The sequence below is a fragment of the Arthrobacter sp. ISL-72 genome (assembly GCF_018613755.1).
Classification (GTDB): domain Bacteria; phylum Actinomycetota; class Actinomycetes; order Actinomycetales; family Micrococcaceae; genus Arthrobacter.
Genome location: NZ_JAGGPP010000006.1, coordinates 420,339 through 440,039 on the forward strand (window position 1 = coordinate 420,339; position 19,701 = coordinate 440,039).

Sequence of the window (19,701 nt, forward strand, 5' to 3'; positions counted from 1 at the left end):
GGCGGAGCCGGCCATATCTGCCCCTGCAGGCCGAAAACCGGCCGGGTCAGAAAACCTTGACAGCCCTGACCACGGAACGCACTCCCCCGCTGACCTGGTGGACACCGCTCGACGACACCACCCGGTCAGCGTACGAATAACTACGCCAGGCGTGTGATTTCCACGCTCACGTTAAGTGCCGATCCCCCGCCGCCTGACAGGATTCCCTTCAGCGGCGGCACATCGCGGTAGTCGCGGCCACGTGCCACTGTGACGTGGAAGTCACCGGCCGGTTTGTGGTTGGTGGGATCCCAGCTGCGCCATGCACCGTCCCACCACTCAAGCCACGCGTGGGACTGCCCGGCAACCGTCTCGCCGATGTCCGCCGTCGAACGCGGGTGAAGGTAACCGGAAACATACCGCGCGGGGATCCCGCAGCTGCGAAGCGCGCCGACGGCGAGTTGCGCCAGGTCCTGGCAGACGCCCTGGCGCTGGCCCCATGCCTGGGCAGCGTTGGTTGTGACCCCGGTGGAGCCCGTCATGTAGGTCATCTCCCCGCGCATCCACTCGAAGATGGCCATGGCGGCCTCGTGCGGGTTCTTGCCTTCGACGACGCCGGGAATGATGCCGAGGACTTCGTCACCCGGGCCGCTGAGCCGGGACTGCGGGATCCAGTCGCTGAACTGGTTGAGTGTCTCAGGCGCCTGCAGCAGGTCCCAGGAGACGATGTCGCCCTCCGCCGGGATACGTTCGGCGCGGTGGACTTCGACCGTGGTGGTGGCAACCACCTCGAGGTACTCGTGCGGCATCTGCATGTCGAAGGCGGTGACCCTGGTTCCCCAGTAGTCGCGGTAGCTGCTGATGGCGGCCTGCGACGGCGCAACCTTCATGGACGATTCCAGGACCACCTGCTGCGGATCCGTCAGCGGCGTCATGCGGGCCTCGTTGTACGAGAGCGTGACGCGCTTGTTGTATTTGTAGCCGGTCTTGTGGATGATGCTCAGCCGGGTCATGAAACTTCTCCCACCCAGGCCAGTTCGTCCGCCTGATTGAAGTACTTACGGGAAATGGCGTCGGAAGCCTGCGACACAGCCTTCTGGACGCGCTCCATGTGCTCCGGCAGTTCGGACATGAGGTCGTCCGTGCGGTGGAACTCCAGGAAGGTGCGCGCCTGGCCCACGATCCGGCGCGCGTCATTAATGAAGCCGACGCGCTGGGCGGAGGGATCAAGTTTCGCCAGGCAATCATCGGCATCCCGAAGTGCATAGACAATGGACCGCGGGAACAGCCGGTCCAGCAGCAGGAACTCGGCGGCATGCTGGTCACCGAAGGCAGCCCGGCGGGTCCGCAGGAAGGATTCATACGCGCCCGCGCAGCGGAGCATGTTCACCCACGACATGCCCGCGGAAAGCACATCGCGGGTCGAGAGCATCCGGGCCGTCATGTCGGCGCGTTCGAGGGAGCGTCCGAGCGCCAGGAACAGCCAGCTGTCGTCATGGCTGACCGTGGTGTCCGCCAGGCCGCTCACCATGGCAGTCCGTTCCAGCACCCAGTGGCAGAACCGGTATGTGCCCACCACGTCCTTGCGGTGCTGGTTCAGGCCGTAGTACGTGGTGTTCAGGCTCTCCCAGAGGCCGGAGGAAACCGTTTCGCGGGCACGGCGTGCGTTCTCGCGGGCAGCACCCAGCGAGCCGGCGATGGACGTGGCGCTCTGCTTGTCATAGGCGAGGGCGTGCAGCAGCTCCTCGAGGCCGAATTCTTCACTGTCGGGCCGGGCTCCCATGACCGCCAGGAGTTCCCGCGCAACACTGTCACGCTCCTCCGTGGGCAGGTGGTTGAGCCGCTCAAGGTGGACATCCAGGATGCGGGCGGTGCCATCCGCCCGCTCGACATAGCGGCCGATCCAAAAAAGGGACTCGGCAATACGGCTAAGCATGTGCGGCTACCTCCTGCGGGTCCGAAATCTGCACAAACATAAAAGACGAAATTGATGCGGGCTGCACCGGGGACCGGCGGGTCACTGCTGCTGCTCCGTCTGGCGGTCGCGCCAGTTGCTTTCGACCGGCCAGACCGAGACCCGTTCGCGGACCGTGATCGAGGGCCTCGGCAGGGCTTCGACCGGAACCTGCAGCGAGTCCGACAGCACCCAGGTGTCCTTGGAACCGCCGCCCTGGCTGGAATTCACGATCAGCGAGCCCTCCTTGAGGGCGACGCGGGTCAGTCCCCCCGGAAGCACCCACACGTCGTCGCCGTCGTTGACGGCGAACGGCCGCAGGTCAACGTGCCGAGGGCCAAACTTATCACCGCTAAGGGTGGGAACCGTAGACAGCTGCAGGACCGGCTGGGCAATCCAGCCGCGGGGATCGGCAATGACGCGCTTACGCAGCGCCCCCAGTTCGTCCTTGGACGCATCGGGCCCGATGACCAGGCCCTTGCCGCCGGAGCCGTCCACGGGTTTGACCACGAGCTCATCGAGCCGGTCCAGGACGTGCTCACGCGCTTCCTTTTCCTCCAGCCGGAACGTGTCCACGTTCGCGATCACAGGTTCCTCGTTGAGGTAGTAGCGGATCAGGTCAGGCACATAGCTGTAGACGAGCTTGTCGTCCGCCACACCGTTGCCTACCGCGTTGGCGATGGTGACGCCGCCCGCGCGGGCGGCATTCACCAGGCCGGGGCAGCCGAGCATGGAATCAGCCCGGAACTGCAGCGGATCGAGGAACTCGTCGTCGATCCGCTTGTAAATGACGTCAACGCGCTGTTCGCCGGCGGTGGTCCGCATGTAGACCCTGTTCCCGCGGCAGATAAGGTCGCGGCCCTCCACGAGCTCCACGCCCATGAGGCCGGCCAGCAGGGTGTGCTCGAAGTATGCACTGTTGAACACGCCGGGAGTGAGCACCACCACCGTGGGGTCGTCGACGCCGGACGGTGCGGTCTTGCGGAGCGCGGAAAGCAGCCGCCGGGGGTACTCCTCGACGGGACGGATCAGTTGCTGGCCGAAGGCTTCGGGCAGGCCCTTGGCCATGGCCCGACGGTTTTCCAGCACATAGCTCACGCCCGAGGGCACGCGCACGTTGTCTTCCAGCACGCGGAAGGTTCCCGCGGCGTCACGGACGACGTCGATCCCGGAGATGTGGACGCGCACGCCGCCCGCCGGCTGGAAGCCGTGCACCGCGCGGTGGAAGTGGGCGCTCGTCGTGACGAGCTGGCGCGGGATGACGCCGTCGGCAACCACCGTCATCTTGTCGTAGACGTCGTTGAGGAAGGCTTCCAGCGCGCGCACCCGCTGCGCAACTCCTTGTTCGAGGACGCTCCACTCATCGGCAGGGATCACCCGGGGCACGATGTCCAGCGGGAACGGCCGCTCTTCCCCGGCGAAGTCGAAGGTGACGCCGCGGTCCAGGAACGTCCGCGCCATCGAGTCGGCGCGGGCACTGACGTCAGCGAGGGACAGCTCACGGAGCGCCCCTGCGACCTGTCCGTAGGACTTCCTGGCTTTCTGGCCGGGGGCAAACATCTCGTCGTAGGCGCCTGTGCGGCCGGCGGCCTCGGAGTAATCCTGGAATAGGTCAGACATGGTCATTAGCCAACCACCTTTTTGTTTCGAATTCATTACTGGCACCCATTGTGGCGTGTTGGAAGCACCACTCCCGGTTCGTGTTTTGCAGCACTGTTCCGGCAAGGTAGGTGAGTGCCACTGCCCAGATTCCCCGCCGTCCCCAAGGGACGGATCTTCGTGCCGGTTCCACCCCAGGTGCCGGGACTGCTCACGGCGGTTTTCGCCGTCGGGGTGGCCTTTACCGTACACGCATTGGTGCCGGTCCTGCCTGCCATGACCGTCGCCGTCGGGCTGGGGCTGCTCGCCGCGAACCTGCCCGGCACCGCAACCTGGGCAGCGGGAGGGGCACGGGTCGGGCTCGACTTCGCCGGGAAGCACATGATGCGGGCAGGCATCGTGGTCCTGGGGCTCAAAGTCAGCGTCATGGATGTCCTGGGCCTCGGCTGGCAGGCGCTGCTGCTGATCACCGCGGTAGTGCTGGCGAGCTTCGCAGGAACCTACGGGATAGCCCGGATGTTCCGCCTGACCCGCGACGCCTCGCTGCTCATCGCCACCGGGTTCTCCATCTGCGGCGCCTCCGCCATAGGTGCGATGGCCGCAGTCCGCAGGATCCGCCACGTGGACACCGTCCTGCCCGTGGCACTGGTTACCCTCTGCGGGACCCTGGCCATCGGCGTGCTGCCCCTGCTGCTGCACCCGTTGCAGCTCACCCCGGAAGTATTCGGCGCCTGGACCGGCGCATCGGTGCATGACGTCGGCCAGGTTGTGGCCACCGCGCAGACGGCCGGAACCGGCGCCCTGGCGATCGCCGTCGTCGTGAAGCTGACCCGGGTGATCCTCCTGGCGCCCATGGTGGCGGCCGCGGGCCTCCACCAGCGGGCGGTGATGGGCCGGAGCCCCCGCACCGGTCCCGGCGAAGCCGGATCTGGCCCGAGCAGATCCGGGCCGCACCGTCCCGGGCCGACTGAATTGCCTGTGCCGGCACCGGAAGCCGACGGCGCGGAGCTGCGGCTGCCGCCCGTCGTTCCGCTGTTCGTGATCGGCTTTATGGCCATGGTGGCGTTGCGCTCCACCGGCTGGCTGTCCGCAGGCTGGCTGGAGGCGGCTGCCGCGGTGCAGGACCTGCTCCTGGGTATCGCGCTCTTCGGCCTGGGCTCGGCTGCGCGCGTGCAGACGCTGCTCCACACCGGCGCCAGGGAACTCCTGGCGGCACTCGCGGCGTGGCTGCTCATCGCCGTACTGGGCCTTGGCGCCGCCGTCCTGATCATCGCCCCGGGCCCATGATTAAATAGCTTGGTGTCGAATGAGAACCTGCAACGCGATGAAGCGTCCGATCGCTCAGCCCTGATCACCACCCACAGCTACGACGTTTCACTCGACGTGCGCCAGGCACCGAATCCGGACGTCCCCGGATACACGAGCCGCAGCGTCATCGACTTTTCGGCGCGGGAACCCGGCGGGTCCACGTTCCTGGACTTCATCGGCAGCGAAGTCCACAGCGTTTTCCTCAACGGCAAAGGGCTGTCTGTCGCGGACGTTGCGGACGGAGCACGGATCAGGCTGGACAACTTGCAGGCCGAAAACCAGGTAACCGTCACCGGGACGGCCCTCTACAGCACCTCGGGCGAAGGCATGCACCGCTTCTTCGATCCCGCGGACGGCAAGTGCTACCTGTACACCCAGTACGAGCCTGCGGATGCCCGGCGGGTGTTCGCGAACTTTGAACAGCCGGACCTGAAGGCGGAGTTCACGTTCCACGTCATGGCGCCCTCGGACTGGCAGGTCGCCTCGAACAGCGCGGAGGCCGGCCGCACCCAATTGACCAGCGATCCCGCGACGAGCCGCTGGGACTTTGCCCCGACGGGCCGGATGTCCACCTACATCACCACGGTCCTGGCGGGCCCGTACTTCAAGGCGGAGGACCAATGGAGCGGAACGCTGGACGACGGTACTGCGCTGAACGTGCCGCTGGCGCTGTACTGCCGTGCTTCCATGGCCGGATCCTTTGACACTGAGCGTCTGTTCCAGCTCACCAAGCAAGGGCTCGGATTCTTCAACAACCTCTTCGACTACCCGTACCCCTGGGGCAAATACGACCAGGCCTTCGTGCCCGAATACAACCTGGGCGCCATGGAAAACCCCGGACTGGTCACCTTCACCGAGAACTACGTGTTCACGTCCCGGGCCGCCGACTCGCAGTACCAGGGCCGAGCCAACACGCTGCTGCACGAGATGGCGCACATGTGGTTTGGCGACCTTGTGACCATGCATTGGTGGGATGACCTCTGGCTCAAGGAGTCCTTCGCCGACTACATGGGAACCCTGGGCGTGGACCGCGCTACGGACTGGGACACGGCCTGGGTGAACTTCGCCAACAACCGCAAGGCGTGGGCCTACGTCCAAGACCAGCTGCCCACCACGCACCCGATCGTCGCCGACATCCCGGACCTTGAGGCGGCCAAGCAGAACTTCGACGGCATCACCTATGCCAAGGGCGCCTCCGTGCTCAAGCAGCTGGTGGCGTACGTCGGTTTTGACGCGTTCATCGCCGGCTCCCGCAAGTATTTCCGCGACCACGAGTACGGCAACACCACCTTGGCCGACCTGCTGGACGCCCTGGGCGCCGCCTCCGGCCGTGACCTTGCGCTCTGGGCACGGCAATGGCTGCAGACCTCGGGGATCTCCACCATCAGCGCCGAAATTGAGGAGCACGACGGCGTGCTCGGCAAAGTGGCCCTCGTCCAGGATGCCGTGGACCCCGCCACGGGACGCCTGGAACTCCGGCCGCACCGGCTCCGGATCGGGCTCTATGATTTCGATGCCGACGGCGCGCTGGTCCGGGTGGACAGCGTTGAAACGGACCTGGCCGGCGGACGTAGTGTCGTCGCGGAGCTCGAGGGCAAGCCCGCACCGGCGCTCCTTTTGGTCAACGACGAGGACCTCAGCTACGCGAAGGTGCGGTTTGACCCCCGCTCGGAAGAGACGGCCCGCGCGTCCCTCAGCGCATTGCCGGATCCGATGGCACGGGCGCTCTGCTGGACGGCGCTCTGGGATGCAGCACGCGATGCCGTGGCGCCGGCTGAGCGCTACGTTGCGGCGGTGGAGAAGTTCGGCCCGGCTGAAACGGGCATCGGTGTCCTGCTGAACGTGCTGGGGAACGCCTCGACTGCCATCGAACGCTACGTCCCGGCTGCGGAACGGGCTGCCGTCCGGGACGGGTTCCTGGCGGTGGCCGCCCGCGAATTCAGCGCGGCCAAGCCCGGCTCCGACCACCAACTGGCCTGGGCGAGGACACTCGCCACCACCAGCAGGCGGGCCCCAGGAAGGCTTGACCTGGTGCGCGGGATCCTGGACGGCACAACGGTGATCGAAGGGCTTGCCGTCGACCCGGAGCTGCGCTGGAGCCTGTGGCACGCCCTGGCGGCCCACGGGCAGGCAGCGGAGGCCGAACTGGACGCCGAACTTGCACGCGACACCACCGCTTCCGGCCGTGCGGGCCACGCCACTGCCCTCGCAGCCCGTCCCGATGCCGCCGTCAAAGCAGCTGCCTGGGACGCGGCCGTCAAAGGCACCTCACTCTCCAACCAGCTGCTCAGCGCCATGATCGCCGGCTTCAACACGGCCCCGGACGGACTGCTGGACCCGTTTGTGGACCCGTACTTCAACTGCCTGGAAGAGGTCTGGGCGGAGCGCAGCATCGAGATCGCCAGCCGCATTGTCCGCGGCCTGTTCCCCGCGGCCCAGGACCTCGGCACCGGCCTGCCTGAGGAACACCCGGTCCTTGTCCGCGCCGACGATTGGCTTGCCGGCCACCCGGAGGCACCGCGGGCGCTCCGCCGCATCATCATCGAGCAGCGGAGCCACCTGCACCGTGCCCTGAACGCACAAGCGCTGAATTCACAACCGCTGGACGCATAGGCCCCCGGGGGTAGAAGTTCCCTAAGGCACCCGGTGCAACCACTCCTCGGTCCCGAACTTTGCCGCCACCCGGTCGCGGGCCGCGGCTAGTTCCACGTCGCTCAGGACCGAAGGTGTCGCCCCATACCGGCTGATGAAGACCTCCATCATGGCCTCGACGATTTCCGCCCTGGCCAGTCCGGTCTGCCGGCGCAACGGATCCACGCGCTTCTTGGCGCTGGTGGTGCCCTTGTCGGAGAGCTTTTCCTTGCCGATGCGCAGGACTTCCACCATCTTGTCGGCGTCGATGTCATAGCTCATGGTGACGTGGTGCAGCATGCCGCCATTGGCCAGGCGCTTCTGGGCCGCCCCGCCGATCTTGCCCTGGTCCGTGGCAATGTCATTGAGCGGGACGTAGAAGGCGGAAATTCCCAGTTTCTCCAACGCGGCCATGACCCAGGCGTCCAGGAACGCGTAGGAGTCGGCGAAACTGATGCCGTCCACCAGCGTCTGGGGCAGATACAGCGAGTAAGTGATGCAGTTGCCCGCCTCCATGAACATCGCTCCCCCGCCGCTGATCCTGCGCACCACGCTGATGCCGTGCCGGGCGACGCCCTCCGGGTGGATCTCGTTCCGGACAGACTGGAAGCTGCCGATCACCACCGACGGTTCCTCCCAGTCCCAGAACCTCAGGGTGGGATTGCGCCGTCCGGCACCGACCTCCTCGGTGAGGACCTCGTCCAAGGCAACGTTGAGGTGGGTCGGCAGCACGGACGGGGCGATGACATTCCAGTGGTGGTCCGCCCACCCGGTGGCCTTCGCGAGGGCCCTGCGGACGGCGACGGCGACGGCGTCCGCCGAGAACCCGAACAGCACGGCGTCTTCGGGGAGCGAGTCGGTCACGGCGGCGGAGATGTCCGCCGCGGCCGTTGTCTCCGGGAGGCCTGTCAGCGCACGGTTGATGTCCAGCAGCGCCTCGTCCGGTTCCAGGAAGAAGTCACCGCTGACGGAAACGTGTGCAAACCGGCCGCCGACGACGTCGAAATCCACCACAACAAGCTTGCCGCCCGGGACCTTGTACTCACCGTGGCGCCGACCGCCGCCGTCGTGCGTTCCGTCCACGGAACCGGGCTCAAAGGGAGGGAGTGTCATGCTTCCCATCCTGCCCCATCAACGCAAAAGCCCGCACCTTCCGGAAGTTCGGAAGGTGCGGGCTTTTCCAATTGACCTTGGGGAGAAGTTGTTACTTCTTGCCGCCGAAGCCCTTGAAGCGAGCGTTGAAGCGCTCGACGCGGCCTGCGGAGTCCATGATGCGCTGCTTGCCCGTGTAGAACGGGTGGGACTCGGAGGAGATTTCGACGTCGATGACCGGGTAGGTGTTTCCGTCTTCCCACTCGATGGTCTTCTTGGAAGACACGGTGGACTTGGTCAGGAACTTGACGCCGGAAGCCAGGTCGTTGAAAACAACAGCTTCGTACTTCGGGTGGATATCAGACTTCATAATGGGACCTTTGTTCGCACAGCTGGATTTTGCCAGCTGCCAGGTATGAATGGGATGCGGCCGCGGAAAACCGAAGTGAAACGCAGTGACAGCGAAATGCGGTAACAGTGAATCGCCGGGTGTCCAGACCAACACTCAATCCTAGCCTAATCCGCGCGCCGGCACGAACCGGAGGGCGCCCCGGCGCAAACGGCCTCAGTCCCGCGGGCGGAGCTCCCAGAAGGCGACGGCGGAGGCCGCCGCGACGTTGAGCGAGTCGACGCCCCGCCGCATGGGGATCTTGACGGCGAGGTCGACGGCGGCGAGCGTCTCCGGGCTCATCCCGGCGCCCTCGGTTCCCAGCACCAGGGCGAGCTTGTCCGGATTCCGGCCGGCCAGGTCGTCGAGGTCCACGGCGTCGCTGGTGAGCTCCATCGCCGCCACGGTGAAACCCTGCTCCCGGAGGGCCCCCAGATCGTCCGGCCAGGACTCCAGGCGTGCCCACGGAACCTGGAAGACGGTGCCCATGCTCACCCGGACGCTGCGCCGGTAGAGCGGGTCGCCGCAGCGGGGTGAGACCAGGACGGCATCCACGCCCAGGGCAGCCGCGGAGCGGAAGATGGCGCCGACATTCGTATGGTCCACGATGTCTTCGAGGACAGCTACCCGGCGGGCCCCTGCAAGGAGCTCCGGGAGCGGAACCGGCGCCGGACGGTGCATCGCCGCCATGGCGCCGCGGTGCAGGTGGAATCCGGTGATGTCTTCCAGCAGGGCAGCGCTGCCGATGTAGGCCGGCACCTCCGGGAACTGCTCAAAGACATCGGCCAGGTCGTCCAGCCATTTCTCGGCAAGGAAGAAGGACCGCGGCCGGTGTCCGGCTGCCAGGGCCCGGCGGAGGACACGCGATGATTCCGCGATGTACATGCCCTCGGCGGGCTCCCGGACCTTGCGGAGGTGGACGTCCGTCAGCCTGGTGTAGTCGGACACCCTCGGGTCATCGGCGGATTGGAGGTAGTGGAAAGTCACTGGCAGTCATTTCAACGGGATTGCAAAGGGCAGATGGCTCGTCATGGCAGCGGTCATTTGAACAGGTTCGCGATCATGACACCCAGCGCTACGAGGCCGAGCGCGAAAATGATGCCCCGCAGGACCGGCGGAGAGAGCCGGCGGCCCACTTTGGAACCGACCACACCACCGATGAGGGAACTCACCGCGATGATGGCCACCACCGTCCAGTTGATACGGCCGAACGCGAACAGCAGGTAGGACGCCGCTGCCACTATGTTCACGCCCAGGACGAGGATGTTCTTCATGGCGTTGGCGTTCTGGATGGTGCCTGTCATGAACACGCCCAGGATGCCCACCAGCAGGATGCCCTGGGCCGCCACGAAATAACCGCCGTAGACACCGGCCAGGTAGACCAGCACGATCAGGAGAAGCCCGTGGCGTTTGTCCTTGATGGCATGCTCCGGGTTTTCCTCCCTGTTGCGCACCCACTGCTGGAGGCGCGGCTGGAACACGACCATCAGCAGGGCCAGCACAATCAGGACGGGCGCGGCGTAGTGGAACACCCTTTCGGGAAGGTGGAGCAGCAGCCAGGCACCGCTGATGCCTCCCAGCAGCGAGGCAGGCAGCAGCCTGAGCAGCTGGCTGCCCCGGCCCGCGAGTTCCTTCCGGTACCCCCACGCGCCGGCGGCATTGCCGGCCACCAGCCCCATGGCGTTGCTGATGGAGGCGGTTACCGGGGCAACACCGAGGGCGATGAGGACAGGAAAGGTGACCAGGGTGCCTGAGCCCACCACACTGTTGATGGTTCCGGCCCATAGCCCGGCAAAAAAGATGAGGACGCCGCTGAGTAACTCCACGCTCGCGAAGCCGCCGGTCAGCGGCGTGCGGTGGCGGTGTAGCGTCCCGCGTTGACGGTCACATCAAGGGGCAGGCCGAAGGTTTCGCTGAGGTTCCCGGACGTCAGGACTTCGGTGATGGGGCCGGCTGCAACAACCTGGGCATCCCGCATCAGCATCGCGTGGGTGAAGCCCGGGGGAACTTCCTCAAGGTGGTGGGTCACGAGCACAATGGCGGGGGCAGCTTCGTCGCGGGCCAGTTCGCTGAGCCGGTGCACCAGGTCTTCACGGCCGCCCAGGTCCAGCCCTGCCGCGGGTTCGTCCAGCAGGAGCAGTTCAGGGTCCGTCATCAGGGCGCGGGCGATCTGGACGCGCTTGCGTTCCCCTTCGGAGAGGGAAGCGAACGTACGATTCAGGAGCGGACCCATCCCCCAGTCGTTCAGGAGCCCGAAGGCACGGCGTTCGTCGTCCTTCTCGTAGCCCTCGCGCCACCTACCGGTCACACCGTAGGCGGCAGTGACAACAACGTTGAGCACTTTCTCGTGCTCGGGGATCTGGTTGGCCAGTGCGGCCGAGGACAGGCCGATGCGGGGCCGGAGTTCGAAGACGTCAACGGCGCCCAGAGTTTCTTCCAGGATGCCTGCCATGCCGCTCGTCGGGTGTAGCCGGGCGGCCGCGATCTGGAGCAGAGTGGTCTTGCCGGCACCGTTGGGACCGAGTATTACCCAACGCTCGCCCTCTGTGACCTGCCAGTCAACCTTGTTGAGGAGCGTTTTGGCTCCGCGGACAACGCTGACGGCAGCCATTTCAAGAACTTCACTCATAGGAGTAGACACTAGGACAAAACGCGGGCCGACTGATAACTGAACCACCGGGGGCGAAGCCTCGCGCCGGCGGGACGCAACGAATTCGGGCACCGGGAGCCCGCTGGCTAAGATTGCAGCCATGAGTTCGAACGTGACTGCGGTCAGCTACGGCGTGAAATTATCCCCCTCGGAACTGGAGCACCTCCGGTCCCTGCTGACCGGATCGGGGGCGTCCTTCACCGCCGAATCCCGTACTGGCGATCAGCGCTTCGAGGTGTATACCGCGGATCTGTCCGTGACGTCCGGCACCGCCGCCGAGATCACCGCGCTGCGTCATGAGGTGGCTGCCGCAGGCTTCACCGGAATGGACACGGCCATCGTTCCGGCGTCGCTCCGGGACGCACCCCGCAAATTCCTCATCATGGATGTTGACTCGACTCTGATCCAGCAGGAAGTCATTGAACTCCTGGCGGCCTACGCCGGGAAGCGCGAGGAGGTCACGGCCGTCACCGAGGCGGCCATGCGCGGGGAACTCGACTTCGCACAGAGCCTCCACGCCCGGGTTGCTGTCCTCGCCGGGCTGCCGGCCGACGTCGTCGATTCCGTCCGGGCTGAGGTGAAGCTCAGTGAAGGGGCCGCGGACCTCGTCGCCGCGTTCAAGGCCGCGGGCCATGCCGTGGCAGTCGTATCCGGCGGTTTCAACCAGATCCTGCGTCCCATTGCCGAGGACCTCGGGATGGACTACTGGATCGCCAACGAACTGGAAATCGTCGACGGCGCGCTGACCGGCAAGGTGCTTGGTGCGGTGATCGACCGTGCGGCGAAGGAGAAGTACCTTCGCGAGTGGGCTGCCGCTGAAGGCATCCCCATGGAGCACACCATCGCCGTGGGCGACGGCGCCAATGACCTGGATATGCTCAGCGCCGCGGGGATCGGCGTCGCCTTCAACGCGAAGCCGGCTGTCCGTGCTGCCGCCGATGCAGCCGTGAATCTTCGGTATCTGGACGCCGTGCGGTTCATCGCCGCGGTCTGAGGCGCCGGCGGCGCTAGCCCGAAGGCGGCGCAAGCCAAAAAAGGAAGGCCGGTACCCGGCCTTCCTTTTTTGTTGCTGTTTTTCGCCTGGGAGCGTCAGCTGTCCTGGCCGGCGCCCTTGCCGAAGTAGTCGGCACCGCCGGCGTATTCGGTGTGGCCGGTCTCGACGTCGGCAGTCACCATCTTGGCGATCTCTGCGGCGAACTCCGCCACGGAATACAGCTTGCCCGCCTCGGCGCGGCGTGCCTCGATGGCGCCGGGGTTGGACCGGTCAAGCAGCGTGGCGGTAACAGTTCCTTCGATCATGTCGCCGGAAACCACCACGAAGCTGATGCCCTTTTCTGCGAGGTTGGGTACGAGGGCGCGCAGGGCATCCTCACCGGCACGCTTGCTGCGTGCCACCGGCTCGTATTCAGGCATGGTGGGAACGGAATCAATGAAGTGGGCCTGGTGGCTGGTGACGAACACCACGCGGGAGCCTTCACGCATCAGGGGCACGGCGGCGTTCAGCATGTTGACCTGGGCGTCCCGGTTCAGCTTCAGGGCGTAGCCCTCTTCCATACCCGTTTCCATGCCGCCCGAAGCGTTCAGCACCAGAACGTCCAGCGAACCGAAGTTCTCCATGGCTGCGCTGGCCAGCGCCTGGACGCCTTCCTGCGTGGTGAGGTCGGCTCCGACCGCAGCGGCGCGGCCGCCTGCTGCCTCGATTTCAGCCACCACCTTATTGGCCCGCGGGGCCTTCTGGCGGTAGTTCACCACAACTGCAGCACCTTCGGCGGCGAGCAGCTTGGCAACGTCCGCGCCGATTCCCCTCGACGAACCGGTCACGACGGCAGTCTTGTTGTCCAGCAATCCCATTCGAGCTCCTTTGTTCCAAACGTCCAAAATCTGTGGGTCCGCCATCCATCATGCCAGCGGACAGGAAGATTTTAGTTGTTTGACGTCAACAAAGAAGCTGGTCCGGGCTAGTCCCGGTGCAGGGAGTCGGGGTTGAACCGGCCTGCAGTGGTTATGCCCGGCTTAGCTGGGATCGATCCGGATCTTGCGCTTCTCAGTGGTTGGCGGCTGTTCCGGCGCCGGAGCGCGGACCTCCAGGACACCGTCCTTGTACGTTGCCGTCACGTCTTCCTCGCGGGCGCCGGGCGGAAGCGCAACGCTACGTGAGAACGAGCCGTAGCGGAACTCCGAGCGGTATCCGGTCTTGCCCTTGTGTTCGGATTTCTCCTCGCGCTCGGTTTTGATGTGAAGCATGCCGTCCGCAACGGAAACGTCAACGTCCTTCTCAGGATCAAGGCCAGGCACTTCCGCGCGCACGACGAGGGCGTTTCCGTCCATGAACTGCTCCACGCGCATTGAGGACATTGTGGGATCTCCTTCGAGTAAACGCCGAAACGGCTCCAGTACGTCCGATGGCATCCACTTATTGAGATCGGCCATGACAGCTCCTAGTGTTGTTTCCCGCAATTTATGGCCGGCGCGGACACGGGACCCGCCGGTATGCCCATTACACACCGGAGCTAAGGGCGTGTAATGGGCATTAGGTCCCCCTTTTGCGGGGAGACCCCGGCGGGCCGAAAATCAGGAAAAGGTCAGTGCCCCATGCCCAAACCGCCGTCGACGGGGATCACCGCGCCGGAGATGTAGGACGCTTCCTCGCTGGAGATCCAGCGGACCACATTCGCCACTTCAGCGGCCTCGGCGAACCGTCCCGCCGGGACCTTCGCCAGGTAGTCCTTCTGCGTGGCTTCGGGCAGCTCCGCCGTCATGTCGGTGTTGATGAAGCCGGGAGCCACGACGTTCGCGGTGATGCCGCGTCCGCCCAGTTCGCGGGTCAGCGAGCGGGCGATCCCCACCAAGCCGGCCTTGGAGGCGGAGTAGTTGATCTGCCCGGGTGCGCCGTAGAGACCGGAAACAGAGGAAATCAGCACAACCCGCCCCTTGCGCAGGCGGATCATTCCCTTGGAGGCCCGCTTGATGACCCGGAAGGCGCCGGTCAGGTTCGTGTCGATGACGGACGTGAAGTCATCTTCGCTCATGCGAAGCAGCAGCGTGTCCTTGGTGATCCCGGCGTTGGCAACCAGCACCTCAACCGGGCCGTGCGCAGCTTCAACTTCCTTGAAGGCGGCGTCCACGGAAGCCTCATCGGTCACGTCGGCCTTGACGCCCAGGATTCCTTCCGGCAGCTTTGACTCGCTGCGGAAGGTCACAGCAACCTTGTCACCGTTGGCCAGGAAGGCCTCGGCGATGGCGAGGCCGATGCCTCGGTTGCCGCCGGTAATCAGGACGCTGCGGCCCGTTGATGCTGCTTCAGTCATAGTTTGCTCCGGGATTCTGCGGCATGGGGCACCGCGGTGAGGGGCGGGATTTTTACTGCCTCCGATCTTAGCCTCCGTTTGGGCGGCACTGTGGAGGGTGAGAGAATTGGAGTAAGCCTTGGGAGCGTGATCAAACAGCCGTGACACTTGCAAAACGACCCGGACATTCGGTGCCCGGTGAGCCGGACGCAGGATCCGGTAACGCCCAGGTGCACAGCATCACGGACGCCGCTACAGCGCACTCCGAAGAAATGCGTGAGCGGATGATCAAATACTCCGTGGCAATGGGCATCCGCATGGTTTGCCTGATCCTCGTGTTTGTCGTTGATGGCTGGTTCAAGGTGCTGCCGATTGCCGGCGCGGTGTTCCTGCCATGGATTGCTGTGGTCATCGCGAACGGAAGTGACAAAGCAGAGATTCACAGCGACTACCTGCTGGACTCCGCTCCCCTCGCAGAACTCGAAGCGCCGGAAGAACCTGCGGCCGCCGAGGACGAGGGGCCAACAGTTCTCCAGGGCGAACTCATTGAGGATGAAGACGATAACGACGGCCAGGAACGGGCAGCTTCATGAACATTTTTGACCTCGCCGGAGGCGGGGCCGGGCCCGCGGAAACAGCAGCAGCCGTGTGCTCCAGGAAGGGCTGCAGGTCCGGGGCGGCCTGGCAGCTGCTATGGAACAACCCCAAGATCCACACACCTGAGCGCCGCAAGATCTGGCTTGCCTGCGACGACCACCGGCTGTGGCTGGAAGACTACTTGCAGACCCGGGCCCTATGGAAAGAGACCGTCCCGTTGGATCTTGCCGCTGCGCCGGGCAGGGACAGCTGAATGTACCGTTTCCTCTTCTCCAGCAAATGGCTGGGCTATTTGTTGCTGGCTGCGATCTTTGCCACCGCCTGCGTGTTCCTGGGCCGCTGGCAGATGGACCGCAGGGCAGAGACCCTGGCGGAAATCAACCGCGTCACGTCAAACTACTCCGCCACTCCCTTGCCTTTCGCTGCTGCCGAAGCGCAGTTTTCCCGGCTGGATGCCGACAAGGAGTGGACCCAGGTTGAATTGAAGGGCCGCTACGACGTCAACGGACAGCGCATCGTGCGCAACCGTCCCCTCAACGGCCAGCCGGGCTACGAAGTGGTTGTTCCCTTCAAACTCAATTCCGGGCAGACGGTTGTGGTTGACCGCGGCTGGTTGCCGATCGGGAACAACACCCCTGGACGCCCGGACTCCATTCCGGAACCGCCCTCGGGTGAAGTCGCTGTGGTGGTGCGCCTGAAGCCGGGCGAACCCGAGCTCCAGCGCGGCGCCCCCGACGGGCAGCTGGCGTCCATCGACCTTCCGGCCTACGCCGCCCAGCTTGGTTATCCCGTGCTGACCGGAGCGTACGGGCAGCTCGCCTCCGAGACGCCGGCCGCCGCGACGATGCCGTACCCGTTCCCGAAGCCCTCCGTGGAAGAAGGAACTCACCTCTCCTATTCACTGCAGTGGTTTGCTTTTGGTGTGTTGATGTTCGTGGGCTTTGGCTACGCGGCGCGGCAACAGGCGCGCAACGCGGAAATCGACGCCCAGGACGCCGCGGAGGACAGTACGCCCGAATACGCGGTGGCGGCCAACCGCCGTCGTCCGGCTCCCCGGAAGCGGAAGCAGCCGACGGCGGAGGAAGAGGAAGACGCGATCCTGGACGCCCAGGGGTACTGACCGGTGAGTCTGGATGCCGTTCCTGCACCGGTGAAAAACGTGAAGCGCGCCCTCATCGCTTTGGGCGCCGAGGACACCGTGACCGTGTTCGAATCGAAAGTCCCGACGGCGGCCGCGGCAGCCGCGACCCTCGGCTGCGACGTCGCGGCGATCACCAACAGTCTGGTGTTCGACCTCGACGGCACCCCGCTGCTCATCCTGGCCAGCGGCGCCGCCAAAGTGGATGTCCGCAAAGTTGCCGAGCAGCTGGGCACCGGCAAAATCCGCCGGGCTTCCCCCGAGTTCGTCCTGGAACACACAGGCCAGGAAGTAGGAGGCGTAGCCCCGGTAGGACACCCGGCAAAAATCCGAACCCTGCTGGACGAGTCACTACAGGACCACGAAGTCCTCTGGGCAGGAGCAGGAGACCACAACTCGATGTTCAGCATCAGCTACGAAGACCTCAGCAGGATCACAGAAGCTAAGGAGATGCCCGTCCGCTAGGGCCTACGCCAGCGTAATCAAGTCCAGGTAGTCTTCGTTCCAGTGGTCCTCGACGCCATCGGGCAGGAGTACAACGCGCTCAGGATTCAGGGCTTCGACGGCGCCCTCATCGTGGCTCACCAGGACGACGGCGCCGGTGTAGTTGCGCAGGGCGCCCAGGATCTCGGAGCGGCTGGCGGGGTCAAGGTTGTTAGTTGGCTCATCGAGCAGCAGCACGTTCGCGCTCGACGCCACGATGGTCGCCAGGGCGAGGCGGGTCTTCTCGCCGCCGGACAGCACGCCGGCAGGTTTGTCGACGTCGTCGCCGGAGAACAGGAACGAGCCAAGGATGCCGCGCACTTCCGAATCGTTCATGTCCGGCGCGGCGGAGCGCATGTTCTGCAGGACAGTGCGGTCGACGTCGAGCGTTTCGTGTTCCTGGGCGTAGTAGCCCACCTTCAGGCCGTGACCCGGGATGACTTCGCCGGTGTCCGGCTTGTCGACACCGGCCAGCATCCGCAGCAGGGTGGTCTTTCCGGCACCGTTCAGGCCCAGGATGACAACCTTGGAGCCGCGGTCGATGGCAAGGTCAACGTCCGTGAAGATCTCCAGCGAGCCGTAGGACTTGCTGAGGCCGTCCGCGGTGAGCGGGGTCTTGCCACAGGGCGAGGGATCCGGGAAGCGCAGGGCTGCCACGCGGTCGTTTTCCCGTACGGCCTCCAGCCCGCTGAGCAGGCGTTCGGCGCGCTTGGCCATGTTCTGCGCAGCAACGGCCTTGGTGGCCTTGGCCCGCATTTTGTTGGCTTGGTCGAACAAGACCTGGGCCTTCTTTTCGGCATTGGCGCGTTCGCGCTTGCGGGCGCGTTCGTCCGTTTCGCGCTGCTGGAGGTAGCGCTTCCAGTCCATGTTGTAGAAGTCGATCTGGGCGCGGTTGGCGTCCAGCAGGAAGACCTTGTTGACGGTCGCTTCTAGCAGTTCGGTGTCGTGGCTGATCACAATCAGTCCGCCCTGGTGGTTCTTCAGGAAGTCACGCAGCCAGGCGATGGAATCGGCGTCGAGGTGGTTGGTGGGCTCGTCGAGGAGCATGGTCTCGGCGTCCGAGTACAGGATGCGGGCCAGCTCCACACGGCGCCGCTGCCCGCCGGACAGGGTTTTGAGCGGCTGGTTCAGCAGGCGGTCCGGCAGGGCAAGGTTCGAGCAGATTGCCGCGGCCTCGGCTTCGGCAGCGTAGCCGCCGGCCGCCAAAAACTCAGATTCCAGCCGGTCGTAGCGGTTCATCGCCTTGCGCTGGACCGCGGCGTCCTCGCTGGCCATCTCTTCGTGGGCCACGCGGAGCTTGCCGACGGCGATGTCCAGGCCGCGAACGGAGAGGATCCGGTCCCGCGCGAGCTGCTCCATGTCCGGGGTGCGCGGATCCTGCGGGAGGTAGCCGATTTCGCCGGTGCGGGCTACCTTGCCGGCAGCGGGCAGGCCTTCTCCTGCGAGCACCCGCGTCAGCGTGGTTTTGCCTGCACCGTTCCGGCCCACGAGGCCGATCTTGTCTCCCTTGTCGATCCGGAAGCTCACCTGGTCCATAAGGAGGCGGGCGCCGGCGCGCAGTTCGAGATCCTGGACGGTAATCAAAGCAGGTGAGGCCTTTCAACAGGGAACGCTGCGGCACAACGGAGGGAAGCTGGGCGGGGCCGGAGCAGTGCGGCCGAGAGCACGACCTTTACCAGTCTACCGGCCCATCCCCTGCCTTATTAACCGCTCAAATAACCGGCCTCACTAGTCCTGTCGCCAAGGCGTCTGCTGCAACGGCGTCCGGCCTTTTGTCCGGACCGTCCAGAGGCATCCCTCTCCCTTAGTCGATCTCCTACAAAATAGGGCCCATCCGAGGGAAGTATCGTCGAAATTGGGAAAGGCCGCCTTTAGGCAGCGGCTCATCCCCATAGCACCGCACTTGCACTCACTGACAGGACCGCCCCATGACAAAGACTGACAACGCCGTCACCAGCCAGGCCGCCCCGCGCCGGAACCGCTGGAACGCCACGGATCTCGGCCTCATCGCCGTCTTTGCCGCCCTTGTGGCCGGCTCCGCACTCATTGCCGCCATTCCGGTGGGAGGCCTGGGCGTTCCCATCACCCTGCAGACGCTCGCCGTCATGCTGGCCGGCCTGGCGTTGGGCCCCGGCCGGGCGTTCGCCGCCGTCGGTCTCTACACTTTGCTGGGACTGGCCGGGCTGCCCATCTTCAGCGGGGGCCGCAGCGGACTGGGAATCCTCGCGGGGCCCTCCGCGGGCTACATCATCGCCTTCCCGTTGGCTGCCGCCGCCGTGGGCTGGCTGACCACCATCGTGCTTCGCCGCACCTTGAAGTACCGCGGTCTGCTCCTCTTCGCCGCGGCCATGGCCACGAGCATCGTACTGGTCCACGGCCTGGGCGTACTGGGCATGATGCTCAACGCCAAGCTGGACCTCTCGAAGGCCTTCCTCCTGGACCTCGCCTACTACCCCGGCGACATCATCAAGAACGTCCTGGCCGTCACCATCGCCCTGGCCCTGCACAAGGCGTTCCCGGATCTCCTGATCCGTCGCACCGCCGCTGCCAAGACAGGTGTCCGGAACCCCGGGGCGGGCCAGGCAGGAAGCTAGC

At 65.4% G+C, this 19,701-nt stretch carries 20 protein-coding genes; 8 read left to right on the forward strand and 12 right to left on the reverse strand.

The features are described from left to right. Positions 1–140: 140 nt before the first annotated feature. From J7I92_RS07385 to J7I92_RS07395, 3 genes are all read right to left on the reverse strand, one after another. Positions 141–992, reverse strand: a complete 852-nt coding sequence (locus tag J7I92_RS07385; RefSeq protein ID WP_214838949.1) for a transglutaminase family protein — start codon at positions 990–992, stop codon at positions 141–143. Then, positions 989–1,915 (reverse strand): alpha-E domain-containing protein, encoded by a 927-nt coding sequence (locus J7I92_RS07390; RefSeq protein WP_214838951.1) that lies wholly within the window; start codon positions 1,913–1,915, stop codon positions 989–991. The genes J7I92_RS07385 and J7I92_RS07390 overlap by 4 nt, the downstream gene beginning before the upstream one ends. 81 nt (positions 1,916–1,996) lie before the next feature. After that, entirely contained in the window at positions 1,997–3,553 is a 1,557-nt protein-coding gene (locus J7I92_RS07395) for a circularly permuted type 2 ATP-grasp protein (protein ID WP_214838953.1), read from the reverse strand. Positions 3,554–3,673: 120 nt separating this feature from the next. On the opposite strand from J7I92_RS07395, the gene J7I92_RS07400 reads away from it, so the two are divergent. Beyond that, on the forward strand, positions 3,674–4,819 hold the full coding sequence (locus tag J7I92_RS07400) for a YeiH family protein (RefSeq protein ID WP_214839097.1): 1,146 nt from the start codon (positions 3,674–3,676) through the stop codon (positions 4,817–4,819). 12 nt (positions 4,820–4,831) lie between these two features. Further along, a complete protein-coding gene (gene pepN / locus J7I92_RS07405) occupies positions 4,832–7,453 on the forward strand; it encodes an aminopeptidase N (protein ID WP_214838955.1) in 2,622 nt (873 codons plus the stop codon). Between the two features lie 21 nt (positions 7,454–7,474). Here the strand turns inward: pepN and J7I92_RS07410 are convergent, their stop codons facing one another. From J7I92_RS07410 to J7I92_RS07430, 5 genes are all read right to left on the reverse strand, one after another. Further along, positions 7,475–8,584, reverse strand: coding sequence for a biotin/lipoate A/B protein ligase family protein (locus J7I92_RS07410; RefSeq protein WP_214838957.1), 1,110 nt, complete (start codon positions 8,582–8,584; stop codon positions 7,475–7,477). Positions 8,585–8,675: 91 nt separating this feature from the next. Next, positions 8,676–8,933: a type B 50S ribosomal protein L31 gene (locus J7I92_RS07415; protein ID WP_028267311.1), complete on the reverse strand. Its 258-nt coding sequence runs from the start codon at positions 8,931–8,933 to the stop codon at positions 8,676–8,678. Between the two features lie 195 nt (positions 8,934–9,128). Then, positions 9,129–9,938, reverse strand: a complete 810-nt coding sequence (locus J7I92_RS07420; RefSeq protein WP_214838959.1) for an RNA methyltransferase — start codon at positions 9,936–9,938, stop codon at positions 9,129–9,131. A gap of 53 nt (positions 9,939–9,991) precedes the next feature. Beyond that, positions 9,992–10,777 carry a sulfite exporter TauE/SafE family protein gene (locus J7I92_RS07425; RefSeq protein WP_214838961.1) on the reverse strand — a complete coding sequence of 262 codons (786 nt, stop codon included), beginning with the start codon at positions 10,775–10,777 and terminating at the stop codon, positions 9,992–9,994. Positions 10,778–10,794: 17 nt separating this feature from the next. After that, on the reverse strand, positions 10,795–11,580 hold the full coding sequence (locus J7I92_RS07430; protein ID WP_214838963.1) for an ABC transporter ATP-binding protein: 786 nt from the start codon (positions 11,578–11,580) through the stop codon (positions 10,795–10,797). Positions 11,581–11,701: 121 nt separating this feature from the next. Here J7I92_RS07430 and serB point away from each other — a divergent pair, with 121 nt between their 5' ends. Further along, positions 11,702–12,595: a phosphoserine phosphatase SerB gene (gene serB / locus J7I92_RS07435; protein WP_214838965.1), complete on the forward strand. Its 894-nt coding sequence runs from the start codon at positions 11,702–11,704 to the stop codon at positions 12,593–12,595. A gap of 95 nt (positions 12,596–12,690) precedes the next feature. Here the strand turns inward: serB and J7I92_RS07440 are convergent, their stop codons facing one another. From J7I92_RS07440 to fabG, 3 genes are all read right to left on the reverse strand, one after another. After that, entirely contained in the window at positions 12,691–13,452 is a 762-nt protein-coding gene (locus J7I92_RS07440) for an SDR family oxidoreductase (RefSeq protein ID WP_214838967.1), read from the reverse strand. Between the two features lie 162 nt (positions 13,453–13,614). After that, positions 13,615–14,031: an Hsp20/alpha crystallin family protein gene (locus tag J7I92_RS07445; RefSeq protein WP_214838969.1), complete on the reverse strand. Its 417-nt coding sequence runs from the start codon at positions 14,029–14,031 to the stop codon at positions 13,615–13,617. A 152-nt stretch (positions 14,032–14,183) separates the two neighbouring features. Further along, on the reverse strand, positions 14,184–14,909 hold the full coding sequence (gene fabG / locus J7I92_RS07450) for a 3-oxoacyl-ACP reductase FabG (RefSeq protein WP_214838979.1): 726 nt from the start codon (positions 14,907–14,909) through the stop codon (positions 14,184–14,186). Positions 14,910–15,049: 140 nt separating this feature from the next. Between fabG and J7I92_RS07455 the strand changes: the two genes are divergently transcribed. The 4 genes from J7I92_RS07455 to J7I92_RS07470 are packed head-to-tail and all read left to right on the forward strand — an operon-like array spanning position 15,050 to position 17,088. Beyond that, positions 15,050–15,481 (forward strand): DUF3099 domain-containing protein, encoded by a 432-nt coding sequence (locus J7I92_RS07455; RefSeq protein ID WP_214838980.1) that lies wholly within the window; start codon positions 15,050–15,052, stop codon positions 15,479–15,481. Continuing rightward, positions 15,478–15,738 carry a hypothetical protein gene (locus tag J7I92_RS07460; RefSeq protein ID WP_214838981.1) on the forward strand — a complete coding sequence of 87 codons (261 nt, stop codon included), beginning with the start codon at positions 15,478–15,480 and terminating at the stop codon, positions 15,736–15,738. The genes J7I92_RS07455 and J7I92_RS07460 overlap by 4 nt, the downstream gene beginning before the upstream one ends. Further along, positions 15,739–16,605, forward strand: a complete 867-nt coding sequence (locus tag J7I92_RS07465; RefSeq protein ID WP_214838982.1) for an SURF1 family protein — start codon at positions 15,739–15,741, stop codon at positions 16,603–16,605. It begins immediately after the preceding gene. 3 nt (positions 16,606–16,608) lie between these two features. Next, positions 16,609–17,088, forward strand: coding sequence for a YbaK/EbsC family protein (locus tag J7I92_RS07470; protein ID WP_311380188.1), 480 nt, complete (start codon positions 16,609–16,611; stop codon positions 17,086–17,088). 3 nt (positions 17,089–17,091) lie between these two features. On the opposite strand, the gene J7I92_RS07475 is transcribed toward J7I92_RS07470, so the two are convergent. Next, positions 17,092–18,690 carry an ABC-F family ATP-binding cassette domain-containing protein gene (locus tag J7I92_RS07475; protein WP_214838983.1) on the reverse strand — a complete coding sequence of 533 codons (1,599 nt, stop codon included), beginning with the start codon at positions 18,688–18,690 and terminating at the stop codon, positions 17,092–17,094. A 344-nt stretch (positions 18,691–19,034) separates the two neighbouring features. Here J7I92_RS07475 and J7I92_RS07480 point away from each other — a divergent pair, with 344 nt between their 5' ends. After that, on the forward strand, positions 19,035–19,700 hold the full coding sequence (locus J7I92_RS07480; protein WP_214838984.1) for a biotin transporter BioY: 666 nt from the start codon (positions 19,035–19,037) through the stop codon (positions 19,698–19,700). Position 19,701 lies beyond the last annotated feature (1 nt).

Excerpts from the sequence above, each read along its gene's own strand:
- J7I92_RS07385 (WP_214838949.1), bottom strand. The coding sequence starts at position 992 with ATGACCCGGCTGAGCATCATCCACAAGACCGGCTACAAATACAACAAG.
- J7I92_RS07390 (WP_214838951.1), bottom strand. The coding sequence starts at position 1,915 with ATGCTTAGCCGTATTGCCGAGTCCCTTTTTTGGATCGGCCGCTATGTC.
- J7I92_RS07395 (WP_214838953.1), bottom strand. The coding sequence starts at position 3,553 with ATGTCTGACCTATTCCAGGATTACTCCGAGGCCGCCGGCCGCACAGGC.
- J7I92_RS07410 (WP_214838957.1), bottom strand. The coding sequence starts at position 8,584 with ATGACACTCCCTCCCTTTGAGCCCGGTTCCGTGGACGGAACGCACGAC.
- J7I92_RS07415 (WP_028267311.1), bottom strand. The coding sequence starts at position 8,933 with ATGAAGTCTGATATCCACCCGAAGTACGAAGCTGTTGTTTTCAACGAC.
- J7I92_RS07430 (WP_214838963.1), bottom strand. The coding sequence starts at position 11,580 with ATGAGTGAAGTTCTTGAAATGGCTGCCGTCAGCGTTGTCCGCGGAGCC.
- serB (WP_214838965.1), top strand. The coding sequence starts at position 11,702 with ATGAGTTCGAACGTGACTGCGGTCAGCTACGGCGTGAAATTATCCCCC.
- J7I92_RS07440 (WP_214838967.1), bottom strand. The coding sequence starts at position 13,452 with ATGGGATTGCTGGACAACAAGACTGCCGTCGTGACCGGTTCGTCGAGG.
- J7I92_RS07445 (WP_214838969.1), bottom strand. The coding sequence starts at position 14,031 with ATGGCCGATCTCAATAAGTGGATGCCATCGGACGTACTGGAGCCGTTT.
- fabG (WP_214838979.1), bottom strand. The coding sequence starts at position 14,909 with ATGACTGAAGCAGCATCAACGGGCCGCAGCGTCCTGATTACCGGCGGC.
- J7I92_RS07460 (WP_214838981.1), top strand. The coding sequence starts at position 15,478 with ATGAACATTTTTGACCTCGCCGGAGGCGGGGCCGGGCCCGCGGAAACA.
- J7I92_RS07465 (WP_214838982.1), top strand. The coding sequence starts at position 15,739 with ATGTACCGTTTCCTCTTCTCCAGCAAATGGCTGGGCTATTTGTTGCTG.
- J7I92_RS07480 (WP_214838984.1), top strand. The coding sequence starts at position 19,035 with ATGACAAAGACTGACAACGCCGTCACCAGCCAGGCCGCCCCGCGCCGG.